Annotated in this window: 23 protein-coding genes, 1 tRNA gene and 1 riboswitch; of the genes, 4 read left to right on the plus strand and 20 right to left on the minus strand. The window is 43.3% G+C overall.

Translation table 11 applies throughout. The features are described from left to right. Positions 1-350: 350 nt before the first annotated feature. From BUB92_RS03995 to BUB92_RS04030, 8 genes are all read right to left on the minus strand, one after another. A tRNA-Pro gene (locus tag BUB92_RS03995) sits at positions 351-428 on the minus strand. 45 nt (positions 429-473) lie between these two features. Beyond that, positions 474-1691 (minus strand): aspartate kinase, encoded by a 1218-nt coding sequence (locus BUB92_RS04000; protein WP_073090413.1) that lies wholly within the window; start codon positions 1689-1691, stop codon positions 474-476. Positions 1692-1724: 33 nt separating this feature from the next. Beyond that, on the minus strand, positions 1725-2627 hold the full coding sequence (gene thrB, locus BUB92_RS04005; protein WP_073090416.1) for a homoserine kinase: 903 nt from the start codon (positions 2625-2627) through the stop codon (positions 1725-1727). Positions 2628-2639: 12 nt separating this feature from the next. After that, positions 2640-3929: a homoserine dehydrogenase gene (locus tag BUB92_RS04010; RefSeq protein WP_073090419.1), complete on the minus strand. Its 1290-nt coding sequence runs from the start codon at positions 3927-3929 to the stop codon at positions 2640-2642. 15 nt (positions 3930-3944) lie between these two features. Then, positions 3945-4397 (minus strand): ACT domain-containing protein, encoded by a 453-nt coding sequence (locus BUB92_RS04015; RefSeq protein WP_073090422.1) that lies wholly within the window; start codon positions 4395-4397, stop codon positions 3945-3947. Positions 4398-4694: 297 nt separating this feature from the next. Next, positions 4695-6071 carry a TrpB-like pyridoxal phosphate-dependent enzyme gene (locus tag BUB92_RS04020; protein WP_073090425.1) on the minus strand — a complete coding sequence of 459 codons (1377 nt, stop codon included), beginning with the start codon at positions 6069-6071 and terminating at the stop codon, positions 4695-4697. A gap of 115 nt (positions 6072-6186) precedes the next feature. Further along, entirely contained in the window at positions 6187-6585 is a 399-nt protein-coding gene (gene vapC, locus BUB92_RS04025) for a type II toxin-antitoxin system VapC family toxin (protein ID WP_073090428.1), read from the minus strand. Further along, the gene (locus BUB92_RS04030) at positions 6582-6782 is read right to left on the minus strand and encodes a type II toxin-antitoxin system VapB family antitoxin (protein WP_073090431.1); all 201 of its coding nucleotides are present in this window, start codon (positions 6780-6782) and stop codon (positions 6582-6584) included. The genes vapC and BUB92_RS04030 overlap by 4 nt, the downstream gene beginning before the upstream one ends. A 115-nt stretch (positions 6783-6897) precedes the next feature. After that, positions 6898-7008, plus strand: a riboswitch (TPP riboswitch). Between the two features lie 60 nt (positions 7009-7068). Between BUB92_RS04030 and BUB92_RS04035 the strand changes: the two genes are divergently transcribed. The 4 genes from BUB92_RS04035 to BUB92_RS04050 are packed head-to-tail and all read left to right on the plus strand — an operon-like array spanning position 7069 to position 9831. After that, positions 7069-7359 (plus strand): thiamine-binding protein, encoded by a 291-nt coding sequence (locus tag BUB92_RS04035; RefSeq protein ID WP_073090434.1) that lies wholly within the window; start codon positions 7069-7071, stop codon positions 7357-7359. After that, positions 7331-8101 (plus strand): ABC transporter permease, encoded by a 771-nt coding sequence (locus BUB92_RS04040; RefSeq protein WP_073090437.1) that lies wholly within the window; start codon positions 7331-7333, stop codon positions 8099-8101. Before BUB92_RS04035 ends, BUB92_RS04040 begins: the two co-directional genes overlap by 29 nt. A gap of 17 nt (positions 8102-8118) precedes the next feature. Then, on the plus strand, positions 8119-9099 hold the full coding sequence (locus BUB92_RS04045) for an ABC transporter substrate-binding protein (RefSeq protein ID WP_073090440.1): 981 nt from the start codon (positions 8119-8121) through the stop codon (positions 9097-9099). Between the two features lie 15 nt (positions 9100-9114). Beyond that, positions 9115-9831 (plus strand): ABC transporter ATP-binding protein, encoded by a 717-nt coding sequence (locus BUB92_RS04050; RefSeq protein ID WP_073090442.1) that lies wholly within the window; start codon positions 9115-9117, stop codon positions 9829-9831. Between the two features lie 20 nt (positions 9832-9851). On the opposite strand, the gene BUB92_RS04055 is transcribed toward BUB92_RS04050, so the two are convergent. The 12 genes from BUB92_RS04055 to BUB92_RS04110 form a co-directional block, all read right to left on the minus strand. Next, positions 9852-10847: an acyl-CoA dehydratase activase gene (locus BUB92_RS04055; RefSeq protein ID WP_073090445.1), complete on the minus strand. Its 996-nt coding sequence runs from the start codon at positions 10845-10847 to the stop codon at positions 9852-9854. Between the two features lie 25 nt (positions 10848-10872). Continuing rightward, a complete protein-coding gene (locus BUB92_RS04060) occupies positions 10873-11979 on the minus strand; it encodes a 2-hydroxyacyl-CoA dehydratase (protein WP_073090448.1) in 1107 nt (368 codons plus the stop codon). Continuing rightward, entirely contained in the window at positions 11951-12937 is a 987-nt protein-coding gene (locus BUB92_RS04065; RefSeq protein ID WP_084728323.1) for an acyl-CoA dehydratase activase-related protein, read from the minus strand. Before BUB92_RS04065 ends, BUB92_RS04060 begins: the two co-directional genes overlap by 29 nt. A 3-nt stretch (positions 12938-12940) precedes the next feature. Next, entirely contained in the window at positions 12941-14440 is a 1500-nt protein-coding gene (locus tag BUB92_RS04070; protein ID WP_073090454.1) for a spore germination protein, read from the minus strand. Positions 14441-14455: 15 nt separating this feature from the next. Next, a complete protein-coding gene (gene spoVAE, locus BUB92_RS04075) occupies positions 14456-14815 on the minus strand; it encodes a stage V sporulation protein AE (protein ID WP_073090458.1) in 360 nt (119 codons plus the stop codon). Between the two features lie 15 nt (positions 14816-14830). Beyond that, positions 14831-15841 (minus strand): stage V sporulation protein AD, encoded by a 1011-nt coding sequence (gene spoVAD, locus BUB92_RS04080; RefSeq protein WP_073090461.1) that lies wholly within the window; start codon positions 15839-15841, stop codon positions 14831-14833. A 23-nt stretch (positions 15842-15864) separates the two neighbouring features. Next, positions 15865-16329, minus strand: a complete 465-nt coding sequence (gene spoVAC, locus BUB92_RS04085) for a stage V sporulation protein AC (protein WP_073090464.1) — start codon at positions 16327-16329, stop codon at positions 15865-15867. A gap of 202 nt (positions 16330-16531) precedes the next feature. Continuing rightward, the gene (locus BUB92_RS04090) at positions 16532-17224 is read right to left on the minus strand and encodes a DUF554 domain-containing protein (protein ID WP_073090467.1); all 693 of its coding nucleotides are present in this window, start codon (positions 17222-17224) and stop codon (positions 16532-16534) included. Positions 17225-17262: 38 nt separating this feature from the next. Next, the gene (gene ligA, locus BUB92_RS04095) at positions 17263-19245 is read right to left on the minus strand and encodes an NAD-dependent DNA ligase LigA (protein ID WP_073090470.1); all 1983 of its coding nucleotides are present in this window, start codon (positions 19243-19245) and stop codon (positions 17263-17265) included. Between the two features lie 22 nt (positions 19246-19267). Continuing rightward, complete coding sequence (locus BUB92_RS04100; protein WP_073090473.1) at positions 19268-21361, minus strand: ATP-dependent helicase; 2094 nt, start codon at positions 21359-21361, stop codon at positions 19268-19270. 64 nt (positions 21362-21425) lie between these two features. Next, positions 21426-21869 (minus strand): nucleoside recognition domain-containing protein, encoded by a 444-nt coding sequence (locus BUB92_RS04105; RefSeq protein ID WP_084728324.1) that lies wholly within the window; start codon positions 21867-21869, stop codon positions 21426-21428. A gap of 12 nt (positions 21870-21881) precedes the next feature. Then, the gene (locus BUB92_RS04110) at positions 21882-22298 is read right to left on the minus strand and encodes a nucleoside recognition domain-containing protein (protein ID WP_073090476.1); all 417 of its coding nucleotides are present in this window, start codon (positions 22296-22298) and stop codon (positions 21882-21884) included. Positions 22299-22426 lie beyond the last annotated feature (128 nt).

The raw sequence follows: 22426 nt of genomic DNA on the forward strand, positions 1-22426 counted from the left end.
CGCAATGCTTATGGTTATAGGAATTTTTCCAGATTTCGTAATCGTATACTGCATTGCTGTTCATAAAAAGAATTATGCCTCTACCTATAGAGAGGAAAACCAGCTAATTAAGCCTGGGCTCTGTTTTTAAGTGGGTTAAAGGTTTTATTTTCCTGTTTCAAAACCAGGCCGCAAAAATATAGTATCCATTGCTTACTTTCGGGAAAGCATTTTACAAAGTGTTCACTAATTGTATTTACAACATGGCAGATAGTACAAAAAAGGTAGCAGGTATTTGACCACTAACACCTGCTACCCCAACTATTGACAAAAAACCTAAAAAAGTTAAGGCTTTTAAATATTCATTTACATGGTCGGAGTGACTGGACTTGAACCAGCGGCCTCTTGCACCCCAAGCAAGCGCTCTAGCCAAACTGAGCTACACCCCGACGCAAGGATTATTTTATATCATAAACCTCATTTCGTCAAGGCATTTAAGCCTTATCCAGCTCAAATTTTTTGTGCAGGGCTCTTACTGCCTTTTCCAGCTCTTTTTCATCTATAACACAGGATACTTTTATTTCGGAAGTGCTTATCATGTGAATATTTATATTTTCTTCGGCTAAAGCTTCAAACATAGCTGCAGCTACCCCGGGATTGGTCTGCATGCCTGCTCCTACAATAGAAACTTTGGCTACCTCATCGGTATAGGAATAGCCCGAAGCTGATATTTCCTGGACTACTTTTTCTACTACCGGTATAGCTTTTTTAAGGTCATCCTGTTCGATGGTAAAAGCTATGTCATTGCGGTTATCTCGCATAGCACTCTGAATTATCATATCTACATTTATATTTTCCCTCGCCAGAGCTTTAAATATCTTCATGGCTATGCCGGGAACATCAGGCACATCAAAAAGAGCAAAACGAACACAGTTCTTATCTCCTGCCACTCCACTTACAATTCTCTGTTTTTCCATATTGCTTACCTCCGTTACCAAAGTTCCAGGTTTATTCTCAAAACTGCTTAACACTTCAATATCGACACCATAAAGCATGGCAAACTCAACCGACCTTGACTGCAGCACCCCTGCTCCCAGACTTGCCATTTCCAGCATTTCCTCATAAGAAATCTGGTCAAGTTTACGGGCCTGAGGAACGATCCGGGGGTCAGCCGTATAAACTCCATCTACATCAGTAAAAATAAGACAACGGTCAGCTTGCAAAGCAGCAGCAATGGCTACTGCCGTGGTATCAGATCCTCCCCGGCCTAAAGTAGTTATATCACCTTCCGGGGATATTCCCTGAAAACCTGCCACGACAACTATACGCCCTTTCGCCAGTTCTTCCTTTATCCTGGTCGTATCGATCCCGCTTATCCTTGCTTTGCTGTGTTTGTCATCACTTTTGATACCTGCCTGCCAGCCGGTAAGAGATATCGCATCACAGCCTAAATTCTGAAGGGTTAAAGCTACCAGAGCAGCTGACTGCTGTTCTCCCGTTGCGAGAAGCATATCCATTTCGCGCGGGGATAGATTATCCCCGGTAAGCCTTGCCAGATCAATAAGTTCATCAGTAGTATCTCCCATAGCCGAGACTACCGCCACCACATCGTGGCCCTGATTTTTCATATCTTTAAGCCGCATAGCCACATTTTTTATGCGTTCCAGAGTTCCTACCGAAGTTCCACCAAACTTAGTAACTAATAAGGCCAAAGTTTCCCACTCCTTGTTCGAAGAATATTACTATCAGAAGTTCATGCAGGTTACTCCTCTTTCATGCACCTTGAGATAGAATACATCACTATTAACCCCGTGTAAACCCCAAACCTCTTTAATTTTTTCCCCAATCAGGTATTCATCCCTATCAGCCAGAGCTATTAGCGAAGGCCCGGCTCCACTTAAAGCCACCCCTAAGGCTCCGTTTTTTTTAGCCTCTCTTACCACTTCATCAAAACCGGGTATAAACTTTTTTCGCGCCTCTTGAAAAACCTTATCATTCATAGCTTTATCTAAAAAACGGAAATCACCGGTAGAAAAACTGGCCAGTAAAAAACATGCCCTTTGCAGGCTGCCTATAACCTCCTCTAAATCTATCCGGGAAGGTAAGACCCTTCGCGCCTTAGGGGTAGGAAGGGTAAAATCTGGTACAGCCACAATAACCTTCAACTTATGGGGAAAAGGTAGCTTTTGATAATAAACTTCTCCCTCTTCCAGCATAACTGCAGTCAAACCACCCACCATAGCAGGAACAACATTGTCGGCATGTCCTTCCATGGCCACTGCCATCTTCATCAGTTCTTTCTCATCCAGCCTGTCTTTAAGCAAGGCATTAGCGGTATAAAGTCCAGCTACAATAGCTGCTGCACTGCTACCCAAACCTTTTCCTAAAGGGATATTATTTTCTATATAAACATCAACCGGAGGCATAATTTCTCCTGCTTTCCGGAAAACCTCCTGCATCGCCCTAATAACCAGGTTAGATGCAGGATCTTTTTCCATTTCTAAGGCTCCCCGACCTTTAAAACAAACCTTTCCCTCGCCATCACCAAGCTCAGCCCGCACAACCAGCAGCAAATCTAAAGCCAAACCTAAACTATCAAACCCGGAACCCAGGTTAGCAGTAGTAGCCGGTACTTTTACCTCAATCATAAATCCTCCTTCTTACTCCTTATCTATTCCTTCCAGCCTTATGACATTTCCTATATCTTTTACCGTAGGCAGTTCCTTTATCTCCTGTAAAGATTTGCGCAAATCTTTTTCTTTAACCTCATGGGTGATAAGTATCAGTTCTGCCATCTCTCCTCCTTCTTTCTGGACTACGGCCGCAATACTCACATTATTATTGCCAAATATGCCTGCTATTCCCGCCAAAACACCCGGACGGTCCACTACGGACATACGGATATAAAAACGGGATTTGGTATCTTCGATTTTTAAGACCTTTTTTTCGGTGTAGCAGGTGCAGCCCAGACGCGAATTGCAGCCGGAGCGCATATTGCGCACTATTTCAATTATATCCCCCACCACCGCACTGGCTGTAGGCATTTGTCCTGCTCCCCGCCCGTAATGCATTACATCTCCTACCGCATCGCCTTTTACAAAAACAGCATTAAACACATCATTTACACCTGCTAAAGGATGATCAGCAGGAATAAAAGCAGGATTTACCCTTACCTCCACCTGCCCCTCCTCATCCTCTTTGGCAATAGCTAGAAGTTTTATTACATAACCTAATTCCGCAGCATATTTTATATCGGTAGGAGTAATACGGGTTATGCCTTCTACATAAACATCATCCAGGGTAATCCTGCTGTTAAAAGCAATAGAAGATAAAATAGCAATCTTCCTTGCCGCATCCAGCCCTTCCACATCAGAAGTAGGATCAGCTTCCGCATACCCCAATTCCTGGGCTTCTTTTAAAACCTGTTCATAATTTAAGCCTTCCCGGCTCATCTTGGTAAGCATGTAATTGGTGGTACCATTTAATATGCCTATAACTTCTTTTATGCGGTTGGCAGCCAGTGATTGCTTTAATGGATATATAACAGGAATTCCGCCTCCGACACTGGCTTCATAATAAAAATCAACCCGGTTAGCCTCTGCCGCTTCCAATATTTCCCTTCCCTTTACCGCGATAAGATCCTTATTGGCAGATACCACATGTTTTCCCTGGCTAATAGCTTCCAGTACATAGCTGCACGCAGGCTCTACTCCCCCTATCAGCTCTACTACAATATCTATCTCCTCATCTTTTAATATCTCTTCCACATCCGCGGCAATCTTTGCGGAAGCTATACCTAACCTGCGACATTTTTCTACATCACGGTCTAAAACCTTGTGCAGAACAATTTCTTCTCCAGCCCTTTGAGCAATAATATCCCGGTTTTGTTCCAAAAGCTTTACTACCCCAGAACCTACAGTTCCACAGCCTAAAAGCCCAACTTTAACCATGTCCAAACCTCCTATTCAACTTTTTCCTACTATCTCAGCTCTTATGACCCCTTCTAATTTATTAAGAGCCAGCAAAAATTCATCAACTGATACCGTCATTTCTTCAATACTTAAAGATAAAGTAACATAAGCTACTCCATGTAAAGGAAGACTTTGGTTTATAGTAAGCACATTAGCCTTGAGGGAAGCCACCAGGTTTAATACCCGTGATAATACTCCCGAAACATGATTTAAAAGTAGAGAAACATTTATAATATGCAGATTGGCAGCATCAAAAAAAGGCCAGACTCCGTCTTTATACTTATAATAAGTGCTGCGGGCTAAGCCCAGCTTATTTACCGCTTCTAGTACATTAGAAGCTTCTCCTTTAGCCAATAATTCTTTAACGCGGGCTGTTTTTATAATCGACTCAGGAAGTATATCTTCTCTTACCAGGTAGTAATTATAATTTTTTCTATCCTCTGACATATAAAACCTCACTGTCCATGACATATAGACCTTTTTCTTCTGGAAGCGAACACAAATCATTATAGCATCTATGATATGCAAATACAATAAAAAAGTAAACCCCGATAGAAGAAAGATTTTCAGTATTATTCATCTATATCCCCTGTATCTGTATCCTTCTGCAGACCAAAAGAGATATTTGATGCCGCCAAATGTTTAATATAAAACCTTACCATTCGTAATAGTTTTTAAATTTAGAACCGTCCCCAAATTAAAAAAGCAGCATCTCCTGGATAAAAGATGCTGCTTTTCTTAAGCTTATCTATATTCTTCCGGCACCTGGGGCAGGTCTTTGAGGCTCTCCCTAAGTTCAGCATCGGAAAACTCTATATCTGCTGTCTCTCCTGCCAGGTATTTATCATAAGAATACAGGTCAAGATAACCATGTCCGCTTAAATTAAATACGATACACCGGGAAACCCCTTCTTCCTTCGCCCGCAAAGCTTCATCTACCGCTACCCTTACGGCGTGAGCTGATTCCGGAGCCGGCACGATCCCTTCATGCCGGGCAAAGAGCAAAGCTGCTTCAAATGTCGGGTTCTGTTTCACCGCTACCGCCTCTAAAAGCCCATCATGATAAAGCTGGCTTACTAAAGGTGATTCCCCATGATACCTTAAGCCTCCAGCATGAATGCCAGAAGGAGTAAAGTTATGGCCCAAAGTATACATCTTGGTAACCGGCACCAAACCGGCTGCATCACCATAATCATAAGCAAAAACGCCTTTGGTTAAAGTCGGACAGGCAGCTGGCTCGACTGCTACCAGTCGCACTTTTTTCCCCGCCAGCTTATCCGGTATAAAAGGAAAGGCAATACCGGCAAAATTACTGCCTCCGCCGCAGCATCCGATAACTACATCCGGATATTCGTCTACCATTTCCAGCTGCATCTTAACTTCCTGCCCTATTACTGTCTGATGTAAACATACATGATTTAACACACTGCCCAGCGAATAATTGGTATCATCTCTCTTTAAGGCCTCTTCTACCGCTTCACTTATAGCAATGGCTAAAGTACCAGGACTATCAGGGTTTTTAGCCAGCACATCACGTCCGCTCTGGGTAAGTTCACTCGGGCTTGGCACACACCTGCCGCCGTAAACTTCCATAATCGAACGGCGGTAAGGTTTCTGATAATAGCTTACCTTTACCATATATATCATGGCTTCCAGCCCGAACAATTTACAGGCTAAAGCCAGAGCTGTCCCCCATTGTCCGGCACCGGTTTCGGTAGTTATCCTTTTAATCCCCTGTTTTTTATTGTAATAGACCTGGGCTAAAGCAGAATTAAGCTTATGGCTGCCTACCGGACTTACCCCTTCATACTTGTAGTAAATGCGCGCCGGGGTATCCAGAGCTTTTTCCAAACTTCTTGCCCGGTACAAAGGAGACGGACGGTATTTTTTATAAAGTTCCCTTACTTCTTCCGGAATTTCGATATACCTTTCCGTGGAAACCTCCTGCATGATAAGTTCCCGGGCAAAAATAGGCTCTAGATCAGATGGCGTAAGCGGTTTTAAAGTCTTCGGATTCAATCCGGGGGCTAAAGGATTAGGCATATCAGCCTGCACATTGTACCAGAATTTGGGAAGTTTCTCCTCAGGCAGGATAATCTTGGTGAGCTCTTCTCTACTCATCTTAGCTTCTCTCCTCTCATCAAAATAATATGACATGAGATAGATTAAGTTTAGCATGAAAAGATAAAGTTTTACAACACCTAATATTTTGTTCTTTTGCAGAAGAACAACAAAATCAATACTCCTTTAATCTGCTCTCAATCCCGGCCAGCAGTGAAAAATCCCGGTCATCATGCAACAAATAGAGATTATTTTCCATAGCCGTTTGGGCTATAAGTAAATCTATAGTACTGCGAACAGTAACTCCCTTTTTTCGACACTTCACATATAATAGGGCTGCTTCTTCATAAGATCTTATTCCCTGTTTTAATTCATAAAATCTTTGCGTTTCCAGGTATTTTTTAAGCAGATTAAACTCTTTTTCGGTTTTCGCTCCCTGCAGTATTTCCTGGTAAATAAAGCTGTTAATTCCAAAAGGGATGTTATTTTCTATTATGGCCACCAATTTTTCCACTTTTTCATTTTCTATACCTTTCAAAAAAGCTATTAAAACCGACGTATCTACCAAAATCATCTGCCTTCCCTCATCTTTTTATAATCATATTTTTCAGTAAACTCTATTTTTCCTTTTATTTCCAGTAAATTTTTTCTTTTTCTATTCTCTACCAGCTCTCTTAAAGCTAAATCCACAACATCTTTTTTCGTCTTTAACCCTGTAAGCTCTAAGGCCTCGTTAATAAGGTTTTCATCAATAACGATGTTGGTTCGCATATCATACACCTCCTAATGTGTATTATAATACACACAAATTATCCCGGCAATCATTAATCCCTCAATAAAAATCCCTGTTGACCTTCCCCTTTATAAAAGCTATAATATCCCCAAACTTAATATTAAGGGGAGCTGGACCTTTCCGGCTGAGAGTGGGCGAAAAGGAGCCCTGACCCTGGAACCTGATCTGGGTAATGCCAGCGTAGGGAAAATGGTGCTAGAAGCTGCTTGGTACCCTTTTGGCTGGTAGAAGCAGCTTATTTTATTTTTAAAAGGAGGTGTAAAAATGGCCGAAGCCCATTTAAGCCTTAAAATCCTGCCCGTAGTAGAAGAAAAGAGGCTCTATGAAATGGTAGACAAAGTAATCGAACTTATAATAAACTCGGGTTTAAAATATGTTGTCGGCCCTTCGGAAACCACCATCGAAGGAGACCTTGACACCCTGCTGGAACTGGTCAAAAAAGCTAACCAGGTATGCATAGAAAACGGGGTGCCCCGGGTAGTATCAGTAATAACCATAGACTACAAGCCAGACGGAGTGACAATCGATGAGAAAATCAGCAAATACCGCTCATAAGTTAGCCCCCATCATAACCTTTCTCCTGCTTCTCCTGCTGTGGGAAGCGGGGGTCAGAGTTTATCAGATAAAGCCCTGGATACTCCCAGGACCTCTGGCGGTAGCTAACGCGCTTGTAAAAGAAACCCCTTTACTCCTTACCCATACCGCAGCTACCCTGCTGGAGGCTTTGAGCGGTTTTTTTATAGCGATAGTGCTGGCCTTGCTTCTAGGTATAATTCTTAATTCCAGCCAGCTCCTGCATAAAGCCATATATCCTCTGCTCATAATATCGCAAACTATCCCGCTAATCGTCCTGGCTGTACTCTTTACCATATGGTTTGGCTGGGGAATAACCCCCAAGATAATAATAGTAGTGCTGGTGTGCTTTTTCCCTATTACTATCAACTTAATGGAAGGTATAAACTCGGTAGACCCGGATCAGATAAACCTTTTTCGCTCTATGGGAGCAAGCAATTTTACTATTTTTCGCATGGTAAAGTTTCCTTCTGCCCTCCCTGCCTTTTTCTCCGGCTTAAGGATTGCGGCCACTTACAGTATAATGGCAGCTGTTATCGGCGAATGGCTGGGAGCTCAAAAAGGGCTGGGCTATTTTATGACCTTAAAACAGAAAAGCTTTGCTATAGATGAAGTTCTGGCAGCAGTAATCATCATCTGTCTTTTAAGCTTTCTCCTGGTTAAGATCGTTGACCTGGCAGAATATTTCCTGCTCCCCTGGAACCGCATAGAAGAAATATCCTAAAGCAAGGAGGAATCAAAATGCGCTCTAGAATAGCTTTAATATTAATATTTACGCTCATAATAGGGCTTTTGCCCGGTTGCGGACAAAAAGCGGAAAACAGGGAACTTACCCCGGTTACAGTCATACTGGACTGGTTTCCCAATACCAACCACACCGGCCTCTATGTAGCTAAAGAAAAAGGATTTTATGAAGAAGAAGGCCTGGAGGTAAAAATAGTAAACCCGGGTGAAGGCGGAACTGCTCAGCTTATAGCTGCCGGCAAGGGAGATTTCGGCATAAGCTATCAGGAAGAAGTAACCTATGCGCGTGCCGAAGACATTCCCGTAGTAGCAATTGCTGCAGTTATACAGCATAATACTTCCGGTTTTGCCTCTCCAGCAGACAGAAATATTAAAAACCCTAAAGATTTCGAGGGCAAAACCTACGGGGGCTGGGGTTCACCTATGGAAAATGCCATGCTAAAAGCCCTGATGGACAAATACGGAGCCGACTTTAGTAAAGTGAACATAATAAACATAGGAACTGCCGACTTCTTTACCAGCCTGGAAAAAGACATCGACTTTGCCTGGATATATTACGGCTGGACCGGAATCGAAGCCGAGCTTAAAAATATTCCTTTAAATTTTATAAAGCTCCGTGACGAGCATGAAGCATTAGATTTCTATACCCCGGTTATTATAACCAGTGAAGAAAAAATAAAAAATAACCCGGAACTAGTTAAAAAATTTATGCGGGCAACCGCTAGAGGATACCAGTTCTCTATCGAAAATCCAGAACAAGCAGCTGCTATACTTCTTAAAGCAGCCCCGGAGCTTAATTCGCAATTAGTAAAGAAAAGCCAGCAATACCTGGCCGCAGAATACCAGGCCGACGCCCCCCGCTGGGGAGAGATGAAAAAGGAAGTATGGCAAAAATTTGCCGATTTTATGTATCAAAACGGGCTTATTAAGAAAAACATAGATCCCGCTAAAGCTTTTACCAACGAATTCTTGCCCTAAAAAAGGAGTCCTGACATGACTAAATTAGAAGCCTTAAACATCTGCAAGACCCTGGATGGGCTTTATACACTGGATAATATATCCCTGTATCTTAAAGAACAGGAACTGGTGGTAATTGTAGGTCCCAGCGGCTGCGGCAAAAGCACCCTTTTTCATATCATATCCGGTCTTATAAACCCGGATACAGGAAGGATAATCATTGACGGCAGAGATCACACCGGGCAAACAGGAAGGGTAGGCTACATGCAGCAAAAAGACCTTCTTCTGCCTTTTCGTACTGTCCTGGATAATATCGCCCTTCCTCTGGTATTAAAAGGAGAAAGCTGGCAGGAAGCGCGCAAAAAAGCAAAATCTTATCTTTCCCAGTTCGGGCTGGAGGGGTTCGCCGACTATTATCCCCGTCAGCTTTCCGGGGGTATGAAACAGAGAGCAGCCCTGCTAAGGACTTATCTTTTTGCCAGTGATATTCTGCTCTTGGACGAACCCTTTGCGGCTCTAGACGCCATAACCAGACATAAAATGCAAAAGTGGCTGTTAAGCTTGCGTAACCAGTATAATCCAAGCATCCTTTTCATAACTCATGATATCGAAGAAGCGTTGCTCCTTGCCGACCGCATCTATGTATTTTCTCCTCTCCCCGGTAGGGTAGTCGGGGAATTTGCGGTTAAAAACCTGACTGATGAAGAAAAAAGCCTATGCAAAAAACAGATCATGCAGCTCCTTAATATGTAAAATGCGGATTTTCCCGCATTTTACACCACTTTCAAATTCTCCCGGCTTCCCCTGCCCAGCGAACTTTCCCACCTTAAGCAGCGATCACCCCAGTAAGCTAAAGGAGTATCATCTCTTTTTATACACACTACTTCGCAGAGATTGGCACATCCATTACATGTAAAGCTCTGGGAAACAAAATCCCCGGTAAGGATAAAATCATCACCTTTAAAAAGGCTCCTTCGCCCGTAACCTTCCACATATTCCTTGGCCAGGATAGCTGCTCCTATAGCTCCCATAACATTATAATGTTCAGGTACTATTACCCGGCAGCCCAGAAACTTCTCAAAAGCTTTCCGCAAACCTATATTGGCAGCCACCCCGCCCTGGAAAACAACCGGCTCAGCTATCCTTTTTCCTTTAGCTACATTGTTCATATAGTTTCTAACCAGAGCTTCACAAAGCCCCATCAATATGTCTTCTACCGGATACCCCATCTGCTGTTTATGAATCATATCTGATTCGGCAAACACTCCACAGCGTCCGGCTATACGCACCGGCTGAGAAGAAGCAACCGCTTTCCTGCCAAAATCCTCTATAGGTATATTGAGCCTGGCTGCCTGCTGGTCAAGAAAAGAACCGGTTCCGGCTGCACATACCGTATTCATAGCAAAATCAGTTACAATGCCATTTTCCATTATGATTATCTTGGAATCCTGCCCTCCGATTTCGATTATCGTCCTGACATCAGGATAAAGATAAGAAGCAGCTACGGCATGAGCAGTAATTTCATTTTTTACTATATCGGCTCCTAACAATATACTGGCTAAATGCCGCCCGCTTCCCGTAGTTCCTACCCCTCTTATATCAATCTTACCTTCTATCCCCTCTTTTATCTTCATATAACCTTCCCTTATTGCTTTAACCGGATTACCCTGGGTACGCAGATAAATTTTTTCTCTAACTTTTCCCCTTTGATCTACTAGAACAAAATTGCTGCTCACTGACCCTATATCTACACCTAAATAACAAATCAAAAATACCGCACCCCTTTGCTGTTTTTTAAATTATTCTCTCCTTAACCATTTTTCTTTCCCTCTGTTTTTGCCTTTTCAGCATATCAACAAAAGCTTCCAGCCGGGTAGCTATACCCGCATCGGCAGCATGTTCATCGAAATATAATGTCATACAGGGAATACCCTCCCTGGCTTTTACTTCATGCAAGATAGACTGGGCTACAATTTCCGGCATACAGGTCAAAGGCCCTATCTGAATAACCCCATCATAACCTTTGCGGGCAAAATCTACGGCTGAACCTACTGATTCCTGCCCATGCCCTCCCACCCAGTATTTAAGGTAAGGATAGGCACATTTTATAATATGTTTATGATCAGATTTAAGCAGCATCCCCCCTAAAAGATGGTCATTAACCCAGCTGCTGGCATATATGTTGCGGGTAACCTCAACATTCAGCCTCCCCAGATGGCTTACGATATTATAATTAGAAGCCGGCTCTAAAACCGTATATATTTCCCCTAAAAGCCCTATTTTCAGTATTTCTTCATCATGTCTCTCCAGCCTTTCCAGTTCCGCCATATATTCCGGCCAGGCCTTATCGACTTCTTCCTTATTATTAGCCCGGTCCAGAGCCTCCAAACATCGGGTATAGAGCTTTTCCGCCTCCTCTTTATCTTTAACCCGGGGTAAAAAATATTCCCGCTTCCTTTCCACAATTTCCACCGTTCTCAGCTTATGCCAGGCAAATTTAACCGCCCTTACTGCTTCTATAAACGAAACATTTTCGGCCAGAGCCCTAAGCTGGGAAAAAAGCTCCGACAACTTAAAATCAGGTGCTTCCAGAATAACCATCTTAAAATCATAACCTAAATCTCTTAATATCTCCCTTTCCACCTGGGCATAATAGCCAAAACGGCAAGGTCCCCATCCTCCTGCCATCACAATAGTATCTGCACCCCGGTCAAGGGCTTCTATAAAATTGCCCACATTTATCTTAAGCGGCATACAGGCAAACTCAGGTGCATACTTAACTCCCAGGGCAATTGTATTCCTGGTAATAGGGGGAGGAGGCACCACCTCCAGCTTAAGTCCTTTAAGGAGTGCCTTTATGGCTATACCTGTATTACCCATAGCAGGGTAAGTAACCTTCATCCCTTTTCTTCCTCCTTGCCAGCATATCGCAAAACGCTTCTAAACGCGTAATTATTCCGCCTTCTCCGGTATGCTCATCTAGGGTTAAAAGCATAAAAGGTTTTTTTACCTTGCGTTCAATCACTTCACCGATGAGCGAATCAGGCCCACAACCAAAACATGCCACATATATAATCCCGTCAATATCTGGAGATTTATCCATATATAAAGCACTGCCTACCATTTTGCGTCCTAAAGTCCAGAAAACCCTTTTAGGAAGGGTAGAAGCTTCCTTCTCTATCCCTTCTGTCGGCAGATGCTCAGATAGATAAACCTTCACTCCCATACCCCGCAATTTTTTTATAACTGACATGCTTATAAAATCGTCATATAGAGAATATCCATGTCCCAAAACTCCTATATGAAGGGGAGTATCTAAGGGCAGAGAAATTTCTTCCCCTTGCCACACTTTTATAGCTTCATCCCTGGTGTATCCCTGTCTGGCGATCATGCGATAGGAAAAATATTCCTCAAGCGCATAGTTATAAGCCTTCTTGATCTGACGGTAGTTAACATTTAAAATCTTTCCCAGTCTTGCAAGTTCCTTTTGCCAGCCTTTATCCCCCCGGCTCAGATCAACGGTTATATCAATAACCTCCGGCAAATCTTTTATACCTGCCCTTATCATATCAGGAAGTCCCATGAATTTAGGGCATATATAGCTTTTAGGCTCTATGCTTACCAGCCGGGGTAAAAATATATAATCAACCCCTTTTCCTTTAAGCTCATTTACATGTCCGTAATACACCTTTATAGGAAAACAGGCTTCATCCACAGCCAGAGTTACTCCATCGTCTACTATCTTCTTGTTGGTAGGAGATGACCTGACCACCACTAACCCCAGAAAACGGAAAAAAGCTTCCCATAGAGGATAATAATAGTAATAAAACAAACCTTGCGGAATACCTACCTTTTTCATCATCTACCTCCTTCGTTTAAAAGCAGGTTCAGGCTGCCTGCGCACATCCTTTGTCTTTAAAACTTCCGGCCTTATATCCTGCATGGAAATAGGTGAACGTATCAATATGCTTTTTAAGGCCCGGTAATTAAAAGGTATCAAGGGCCATAAATAGGGAACATTAAAAGACCTGGTCAAAACTAAAAGCAAAAATACTAAACCTGCTGTAACCAGAAGACCCGGCAGTTTAAAAAATCCTACCCCCAAAAGCATAAACAGACGGGCCAGTCGGTTGGCCTGAGCCAGCTCATAGCTGGGGGTAGAAAAAGTTCCTACAGCCACAATAGCCGTATATATAATTACCTCCGGCACCAAAAGCCCAATCTGTACTGCAATATCGCCAATAAGAAGAGCAGCTATTACCCCTAAAGCTGTAGCCAGAGGGGAAGGAGTATGGATAGCCGCCATGCGCATAAGGTCAAGAGCCAGCTCCCCAATAAGAAACTGTATAAATATGGGTATTTCCCCTACTTTTTTGGGGCCTATAAAGTCAAGGGCTTCCGGCAAAAGCTCAGGAGAAAGGGCAAAAAGAAGCCATAAAGGGGTTATAATAACCGAAGCTATTATAGCTAAAAACCTTACCAGCCTTACATAAACACCTATGGCCGGGTTTTGCCTGTATTCCTCCACATGCTGTATATGATGAAAAAAAGTAGCCGGCAAAATCATAACACTGGGTGAAGTATCTACCAAAACCAGGATATGTCCTTCAAAAAGATGAGCAGCCGCCACATCAGGCCTTTCGGTATATCTTACCCTGGGAAACGGGTTCCATACACTTCCCGGAACTATAAGCTCTTCCAAAGCCTTTTCCGCCATAGGGATAGCATCTATCTCAATCTCTTCAATCCTTTTAATAACTTCCTCTACCAATTCAGGATTAGCTACATCTTCCAGATATGATATACATATATCGGTCTTAGACCTGCGCCCCACATTAACCAGTTTATTTCTGAGCCTGGGATCCCTTACCCTCCGCCTTATAAGGGCTGTATTAAAAACAATAGTCTCGGTAAAACCATCCCGGGAACCGCGCACTACCCTCTCAATATCAGGTTCTTCCGGATTTCGCGCCGGGTAAGTCCTGGCATCTATAATCAGGGCTTCTTCCAGCCCATCAACCAGGAGGATAATAGAACCGGAAAGAACCATTAAAAGAAGCTCATCAACTTTATTTTCTTTATCCATTTCAATATAAGGAATATAAGTCTCTATCTTAGCCAAAAAATCATCCTGCCACATTTCCTGTTCATATTCGAGAATGGACAGGCTCTGCATTATCTCGGTCAAGGCTTCATCTTTGACAAAACCGTCAATCGCTATAAAGGCACCCATGCGGCAGGCTATTTTAAAACGGCGGATAATTACATCAAAACTTTCATCTGCTCCCAATTCCTTGCGGAAAAACTCCAGGTTTTTATCCAGATCTTTGCCTATATAAAGATGTTGCTCCTTCTTAAACATAAGCGAACTCCCTTTCTACCCTTTGGGATTAAATATGACAGCAGCAATATAGCCAAAGATAACCGCTGCGGTTATACCCGCCGCTGCCGCTTCTATGCCGCCACTAAAAGCACCTAAAAGGCCTTTTTGCTCCACCGCTTTTAATGTGCCTTGAGTTAAAAGGTGTCCAAAACCCGAAAGAGGTATAGTAGCTCCTGCTCCTCCTATCTCTACCAGCGGCTGATAAAGCCCTAAACCACTTAAAATAGCCCCTGAAGTTATGTACCCTACCAGAATATGTCCCGGCGTAATCTGGGCTTTGGTCAAATCCATAACCAGCTGGCCGATAAGGCATAAAATGCCGCCTACGATAAAAGCACTATACCAGGGTACCATCTTCTCTTACCTCCTCTAATTCATCTCCACCGCTACCGCATGGGCTACACAGGGAATACTTTCTCCCTGAAACATGGAAGTAGGACTCATCAAAGCTCCCGTAGCCACCAGAAGTAATTTCTTTAAACTTCCTTCCTGCATCTTTTTAAGCAGAGGACCGCAGAGCATGCAGGCAGCACAGCCACATCCGCTTCCTCCGGCATTAACATCCTGGTTTTCATCATAGAGCAGTACCCCACAGTCATTATAAAAAGGCTTAGGAACTATTCCCTTTACTACAAAAAGCTCTTCCGCAATAGCTTTCCCTATCTTACCTAAATCACCGGTAAGGATAAGATCATAATAATCCGGGCTTCTTTTAAGATCATCCAGATGTGCCTTTATAGTATCTACAGCTGCAGGCGCCATCGCACTTCCCATATTGGACATGTCCTTCTGCCCCATATCAACAACCTTGCCTACCGTAGCCGCTGTTATACGAGGACCTGAGCCCTCAGATTGCAAAACTACAGCTCCAGCAGCAGTTGCTGTCCACTGCGTAGTAACCGTAGGCTGCACCCCTTGTTCCGTAGGAAAGCGAAACTGCCTTTCTGCCGTATGATGGTGACTGGAAGTAGCTGCCACTACTTTGCTGAAAAAACCGCCATCAACCAGCATAGCACCTAAAAGCAGGGATTCGGCCATAGTTGAACAGGCTCCGTAAAGCCCTAATAAAGGAAGGCTTAAATCGCGAGCCGCATAGTTGGCAGAAATAGTCTGATTTAACAGGTCTCCAGCCAGAATAACCTCTATATCATCTTCCTTAAGGTTAGCCTTATTTATGGCCAGTTTCACCGCTTCCCTCAGCATTTTGCTCTCTGCCTTTTCCCAGGTCTTTTCCCCAAACATATAGTCAGGCAGCACCTGGTCAAAATAGCTGCCAAAAGGGCCTTTCCCTTCATCTGGTCCCACTATGCTGGCAGATGACGTAATAACCGGAGGATTATGAAAAACTACCGTCTGCTTACCTCTTTTCTTGCCTGGCATAAATCTCTCCCTGCCTTTTTAAATTAGCTGTTGATAAAAACCTTGAGCAGTCCTATAAAGAAAGCTACAGCAAAACCAAAAACCAGCGTAGGCCCAGCTACGCTGAAAATCCTGGCTCCTACCCCGAAGATATACCCTTCTCTTTTAAATTCCATCGCTGATGCTACTATGGCATTGGCAAAGCCGGTAATCGGAACAATAGACCCGGCACCTGCCCTTTTCCCCAGTTCATCATATACACCAAGTCCGGTAGCCAGAGCCGCCAGAAAAATCATAATTATGGATGTATAGCTGGCTGCATCCTGCCTGCTCATTCCTAGACCCATAAAATAATTCTGTATAAACTGGGCCAAAGTGCAGATAAGCCCCCCTACCACAAAAGCCCATATACAGTTTTTTAAAACCGGCGGTTTAGGCTTTACCTTATTAACTAAATCGTCATATTCCTTTTGTTCTATATTTTTCAGCTCTAAATTCTGCTCTTCCATTATCTCTCCATTCGCCTCCTTACCAGATTATTATGAACACTAATAAAGCCTATTATTCTTTCCTGCCGGTAAAATCAAAAAAAAAAAAAAGCCGGCCTTCAAGCCAGCTAACTTTTTAATTTGGGGACGGTTCTTTTTTTAAAAACTATTACCATTCGAAAAGTTTTTAATTCAAGCACCTTTTCTAAATCAAAAAATAACCTTAAAAACCTAAAACCTTTACCATTGCCATTAACAAAGGCACTAAAAAAACAGAGGGAAGAAGATTGGCTACTTTAATCTTTTTCAGCCCTACCAGGTTGATGCCTAATCCCATAATCAGAATTCCGCCGGTAGCCGTAATATTATTTATCATGGGATCAGTCAGCAAAGGCTTGATAAAGCTGGCAGCCAGACTTATACTTCCCTGATATATGAAAACAGGAATAGCGGAAAATAATACCCCCATCCCCATACTTGCGGCAAAAAGAAGTGCAAATATGCCGTCCAGCATTGATTTTACAAGCAGTATCTGATAATTTCCGGTAAGCCCGTCTTCCAGAGCCCCGATAATAGCCATGGCTCCTACACAAAACAAAAGGGTAGCCGATACAAATCCTTTGACAAAATCACTCTCCCCTTCACCCGCCAGCCTCTTTTCCAGCTTTCTTCCCAGACCCTCCAGCTTTTCTTCCCATTGCCGCCATTCACCCAATACAGCACCTAAGGCAAGGCTTACACCAATTAAAGCATAATTTTCTCCTTTTAAAGCACATTGAATGCCGATAAGTATTACCAGTATTCCCAAAGCATCCTGCATATTCCGGCTCATGTTGTCCGGTATGCCTCTTTTAAGCAATAATCCTATGAAACCTGCTGCTACAATTGCTCCTGCATTAATCAAAGTCCCTGTCAAGATAAACACCTGCTTTCCCGATCATATAAAAAAACCATCTACTCTATCCCCAAAATCTGCAAAAACTCTTCTTCATCCACTATCCGCACATTAAGTTCCCTTGCCTTCTGATACTTGCTGCCCGGGTTTTCGCCTACCACCACGAGATCTGTCTTGCGGCTTACACTGCCTGAAGCTTTGCCGCCTGCTTTTTCCACCAGCTCTTCGGCTTCTTTGCGGCTCATCCGGCTTAAAGTCCCGGTTATAACTACGGTTTTACCGGCTAGTATCCCGGAAGTTTCTCTTTCTTCTTTTTCTTCCGTATTTACCCCCAGTTCTTTTAAACTCTCGATAGCTGCTATATTTCTGGGCTGACGGAAGAAATCTATTATGCTGTCGGCCATTTTTTCGCCTACTTCCGGAATCTCCATCAACTCCTCCCGGGTAATAGTCTTAAACTGGTCAATGTTCTTTATATACCTGGTCAAGGTTCTGGCTGTTTTCGCTCCTACATGTTTTATGCCCAGTGCAGTTATAAGCCGGTAAAGAGGCCTTTTTTTGCTCTCTTCAATCGCCCTTATCAGGTTAGCAGCCGACTTTTTGCCCATGCGCTCCAGCTTTTCTAAATCCTCCGCTCTTAACCGGTATATATCTTCAATCCCTTTTACCAGCCCCTTGTCCACCAGCTGTTCAATTACTGCCGGCCCCATGCCTTCTATATCCATAGCCTCCCGGGAAGCGAAAAAGATAAGGCTTTCTTTTAAACGCGCCGGACAATTTATATTTTCACAGCGCACCGCTACCTCATCTTCTTTTTTTACTGCTTTGCTTCCGCATACCGGGCAGTATTCCGGCACTTTTATCTCTTTTTCCTTACCTGTTCTTTTTTCCTTGACCGGGAAGATTATCTCCGGAATTATATCTCCTGCCTTATGAACAATTACTGTATCCCCAATACGGATATCCTTTTCCCTTACCAGATCAAAATTGTGCAGGCTGGCCCGGCTTACGACAGTTCCTGCCAGGCTAACCGGCTCCAGGATGGCAGTAGGGGCAATAATGCCCGTTCTCCCCACATTTATTTCCACATCTTTTATAACCGTTTCTTTCTGCTCGGCAGGAAATTTAAAAGCAATTGCCCAGCGGGGACTCTTGGCAGTAGTTCCCAGCAATTCCCGCGGGGCCAGAGGATTAAGCTTTATTACCACCCCATCTATCTCATAAGGAAGTTCATGCCTCTTTTCTCCATAAGCCAGGCAGTAATCATAAACTTCTTCTATATCCCGGCACAGCTTGTAATGAGCATTAACAGGAAATCCCTGTTCTTTAAGAAAAGTTAAAGCCTGTTCCTGATCCCTTATCTCTACTCCTTCTATATAAAGGATGTCATAAACAAAGGCGGAAAGGCTTCTCTTAGCCGTAATTTTAGGGTCCAGCTGGCGCAAGGATCCGGCTGCCGCATTGCGGGGATTGGCAAATATCTTTTCCCCTTTTTCTTCTTTTTCCTGGTTCAGCTTTAGGAAGGCTTCTTTCGGCATATATATTTCCCCGCGCACTTCAACATTTATTTCGTCTTTCAGCTTAAGCGGAATAGCCCTTACGGTACGCACATTGGCAGTAACCTCTTCTCCCGTAAAGCCGTCTCCCCGGGTGGCAGCCGTCTTTAAGACCCCTTTTTCGTAGATCAAGGCAATAGAAAGCCCGTCAATTTTAAGCTCGGCCATATAGGAAGGATGAGGCTCTACTTTCCTTATCCGCCGGTCAAACTCTTTTAAGTCTTCCAGGGAAAAAGCATTATCCAGACTTAAAAGAGGGGTCCTGTGCTGATAAGTCCTGAACCTGTCTAGGCCTTCTCCGCCTACCCTCTGGGTTGGGGAATCCGGGGTTATAAGTTCGGGATATTTGGCCTCCAGCTCTTTTAATTCCTGCATCAGCTTATCATACTGGGCATCACTTATGAGGGGATCATCCAGCACATAGTAATGGTAATCATGTTTGCGGATCTCTTCCCGCAGCTTTTCTATATATTCCTTAATGTCCACCTTTACTGCCTCCTTTGCTCTTCTATCCTATTTTCGTAAGAGGCGCAATATCTAAACGCAGCATTTTCGTTCCTATACCTGGAAATTCAATAATCCCTATCTCTCCCTCATCCATAAAGCCGGTTACAACTCCCACGCCAAACTTGCTGTGGCGCACCTTATCCCCTTCCTGCAGCCGGGAATTTTCCCATCTTCTTTGCTCTTCCGGGGTAAAAATAAGCTCAGGCGGAATCTCCTTTAAGAACCGGGAAGGAGGATTACTTCTTTCATATCCATAGAGAAGCCGGCTTACCGCATTTGTAAGATAGAGCTTCTCCATCGCCCTGGTTATGCCTACATAGCAAATCCTTCTCTCTTCTTCTATTTCTTCCGGGGTTTCACTGCGGTAGGAAGGAAATACCCCTTCCTCCATGCCGGTCATAAAAACAACCGGAAATTCAAGGCCTTTAGCGCCATGGAAAGTCATGAGAAAAACCGTATCTTTATAATCCATTTCATCCGTATCCTGTATTAAGGCTACCCTGGCCAGGAAATCTTCCAGCCTTCCTCCTTCTTCCCTGGCAAACTCAACCGCTAATGACCTGAGTTCCTTTAAATTTTCAATCCTGGCTTCGGCCTCTTTAGGATCGCTTTTCTGCAGATCTTCCACATAGCCGGTCAGGGTAAGAACATTATCGATTATTTCTACCAGAGAAGCCCCGGAATTATTAAGGTCGGCAAAAAATTTAACCATACCGAAAAACTCTTCCAGCACCCCGGCCATTTTCTTGCTTATGCCAGGGATAGAAGAGGCACAGGCTAAAGCCTCCAGTATCGGCAGGTTATTCTCCCTAGCATAATTTTCAATCTTCTCCAGGGTTTTTTCGCCAATCCCCCGGCGCGGCGCATTTATTATCCGCCGAAAGCTTATGACATCACTGGGATTACAGGCCAGCTTCAGATAAGCTATGATATCTTTTATCTCTTTACGCTGATAAAACTTATAGGCCCCTATGATATGATAAGGTATGCCTTTAGCCAAAAGCGCCTCTTCCAAAAGCCGGGACTGGGCATGGGTGCGGTAAAGAACGGCAAAATCGCTGTATCTTCTATTTTCCTTTACTATCAGTTCCGCAATAGTATCAGCAATAAAGCGGGCTTCCTGATAGCTGTCCCGGGCGCAAAAATGGATAATCTTCTCCCCTTCTTTTCCCCGGGTATAAAGATTTTTTTCCTCCCGGTCCCGGTTATTCCTTATCACCGCATTGGCTGCTTCCAGTATATAGCGGGTAGAGCGGTAATTTTCTTCCAGTTTTATCATCACCGCTTCCGGATAATCCTTTAAAAACCTTTTTATATTATAAGGTTCGGCTCCCCGCCAGCTGTATATCGACTGGTCAGGGTCCCCCACCACAAATATATTGCGGCGTAAAGAGGCTAAAAGGTTGGCCCATACATACTGGGAATAGTTGGTATCCTGATATTCATCAATCATTATATAGTGGAAATAGTTCTGGTATTTCTCCAGAATAGCCGGATGTTCCTTAAAAAGCTTTATGCAAAGAAGGATAAGGTCATCAAAGTCTAAGGCATTAAGCTCTTTTAAACGCGCATTATACAGCCGGTAAAGGCGGTAACATTTTTCCTTCTCCTTTTGCGGAGCTGCCAGGTTTTTAAAATATTCTTCCGGGGAAATAAGCTTATTTTTTATCTGCTTAAAATGGTAGAGGATACTTTCTGCTGCGGTTTCATAATCCTTTTCCCCTTTTAAAAGCTCCTTTACCAGGGACCTGGCTTCTCCTTCATCTATAATGGAAAAACTGCGGTCATAGCCTAAAGCTTCGATATCCATTTTTAAAATCTTATAACAGGCAGCATGAAAAGTTTGCACCCACTGCCCGCTGTAATCGGGAATCATGGCCGCAATACGGTTTCTCATCTCCTGAGCCGCTTTGTTGGTAAAAGTTATGGCCAGAATAGAGTTCGGATGCACCCCGTTATCAATAAGGTTGGCTATCCGGCAGGTGAGCACCCGGGTTTTGCCACTGCCGGCACCGGCCAGGACTATACAGGGTCCGTCCCTATGCATTACCGCCTTTTTCTGCTGTTCATTAAGATTTTCCATTATATCAAGCATCTGCTTTAACCACCTTTGCCAATTTTAGTAAAGCTATATTTTCTATTCTATAATAATAACATAATTAATCCTGGATAAGGACAAACTTTGCGACCAGATAACATATTATTACCGCCAGCACTATACGGGCAAACAGAATAGGCACCCACTTAGCCCCAATGGCGGCAAAAAGCAGGGTATCCTCAAAAACAGAATGGCATATGACCAGAAACAGATTGATGATATATATTTCCCGGTAAGTAAGCTTCCCTTCCCGGGCACTGTTTATAATGAGTCCTCCCCCGTAGCTTATGCCAAAAACAAGCCCTGCCATAATTGGCAGATTGGCTTCCCGGGAAAGTCCCAGGCATCTAGTTACCGGATCAGCAATAACAGTAACCTTTTCTAAAAGCTTAAATTCTTTAAAAATCTCAATACATATCATGAGCGGAATGACAATAAGAGCAATCTGGGCTATGCTTTTTAAGCTCCCTACCAGAGCCGAATTTATAATCTCCCCGATTTCCAAAGTATATACCTCCTACATAACCAGATTGAAGAAAGCTCCCAGAATAAAAGCCAATATTATACGGGCTAAAACTAAAAAAGAAACCTTAACCCCGGTCATTTTTGAGATAGCTGTCTCCATCGGCAAACTGTGGGCCATAAGCAGCATAGCTGCTATAATAGTTATCTCTTTAATGCTCAGATTAAGAGGCAGCACCGCACCGATAGCTGCATATATGTTAAGAAAAAACCCTAAAACCAGCGGCAGGGAAGCCTCTCCCGGCAGCCCCACCAGTTTCATAAGCGGCGACATAAAGTCGGATACCACATGCAAAAGAGGAGTATGGCTCAGAAAAGTTATTATAAAATATACCGGTATCACTACTCTGGCTAACTGATACGTTGTGGCAAGGCCGTTATTAAAACCACGTTTAAGTGTTTCAATCATCATAGCTATATCCCCATTCTCTACTTTTTCTGTGAACGATAATAAAACATATCTTTTAGAATAATAATTAAGCCTAAAATTATCAAGACAATAAAAAATAATCTATGTCTTTTCACAGATAAAGTCATAGA

Origin of the sequence: Thermosyntropha lipolytica DSM 11003 (genome assembly GCF_900129805.1) — a bacterium.
GTDB lineage: Bacteria > Bacillota > Syntrophomonadia > Syntrophomonadales > Syntrophomonadaceae > Thermosyntropha > Thermosyntropha lipolytica.

Bases quoted from the DNA above. Each gene is read 5' to 3' on its own strand.
- thrB (WP_073090416.1), bottom strand. From the start codon at position 2,627: ATGATTGAGGTAAAAGTACCGGCTACTACTGCTAACCTGGGTTCCGGG.
- BUB92_RS04010 (WP_073090419.1), bottom strand. From the start codon at position 3,929: ATGGTTAAAGTTGGGCTTTTAGGCTGTGGAACTGTAGGTTCTGGGGTA.
- BUB92_RS04015 (WP_073090422.1), bottom strand. From the start codon at position 4,397: ATGTCAGAGGATAGAAAAAATTATAATTACTACCTGGTAAGAGAAGAT.
- BUB92_RS04020 (WP_073090425.1), bottom strand. From the start codon at position 6,071: ATGAGTAGAGAAGAGCTCACCAAGATTATCCTGCCTGAGGAGAAACTT.
- vapC (WP_073090428.1), bottom strand. From the start codon at position 6,585: ATGATTTTGGTAGATACGTCGGTTTTAATAGCTTTTTTGAAAGGTATA.
- BUB92_RS04030 (WP_073090431.1), bottom strand. From the start codon at position 6,782: ATGCGAACCAACATCGTTATTGATGAAAACCTTATTAACGAGGCCTTA.
- BUB92_RS04035 (WP_073090434.1), top strand. From the start codon at position 7,069: ATGGCCGAAGCCCATTTAAGCCTTAAAATCCTGCCCGTAGTAGAAGAA.
- BUB92_RS04040 (WP_073090437.1), top strand. From the start codon at position 7,331: ATGAGAAAATCAGCAAATACCGCTCATAAGTTAGCCCCCATCATAACC.
- BUB92_RS04045 (WP_073090440.1), top strand. From the start codon at position 8,119: ATGCGCTCTAGAATAGCTTTAATATTAATATTTACGCTCATAATAGGG.
- BUB92_RS04050 (WP_073090442.1), top strand. From the start codon at position 9,115: ATGACTAAATTAGAAGCCTTAAACATCTGCAAGACCCTGGATGGGCTT.
- BUB92_RS04060 (WP_073090448.1), bottom strand. From the start codon at position 11,979: ATGAAGGTTACTTACCCTGCTATGGGTAATACAGGTATAGCCATAAAG.
- BUB92_RS04065 (WP_084728323.1), bottom strand. From the start codon at position 12,937: ATGAAAAAGGTAGGTATTCCGCAAGGTTTGTTTTATTACTATTATTAT.
- BUB92_RS04070 (WP_073090454.1), bottom strand. From the start codon at position 14,440: ATGTTTAAGAAGGAGCAACATCTTTATATAGGCAAAGATCTGGATAAA.
- spoVAE (WP_073090458.1), bottom strand. From the start codon at position 14,815: ATGGTACCCTGGTATAGTGCTTTTATCGTAGGCGGCATTTTATGCCTT.
- spoVAD (WP_073090461.1), bottom strand. From the start codon at position 15,841: ATGCCAGGCAAGAAAAGAGGTAAGCAGACGGTAGTTTTTCATAATCCT.
- spoVAC (WP_073090464.1), bottom strand. From the start codon at position 16,329: ATGGAAGAGCAGAATTTAGAGCTGAAAAATATAGAACAAAAGGAATAT.
- BUB92_RS04100 (WP_073090473.1), bottom strand. From the start codon at position 21,361: ATGCTTGATATAATGGAAAATCTTAATGAACAGCAGAAAAAGGCGGTA.
- BUB92_RS04110 (WP_073090476.1), bottom strand. From the start codon at position 22,298: ATGATGATTGAAACACTTAAACGTGGTTTTAATAACGGCCTTGCCACA.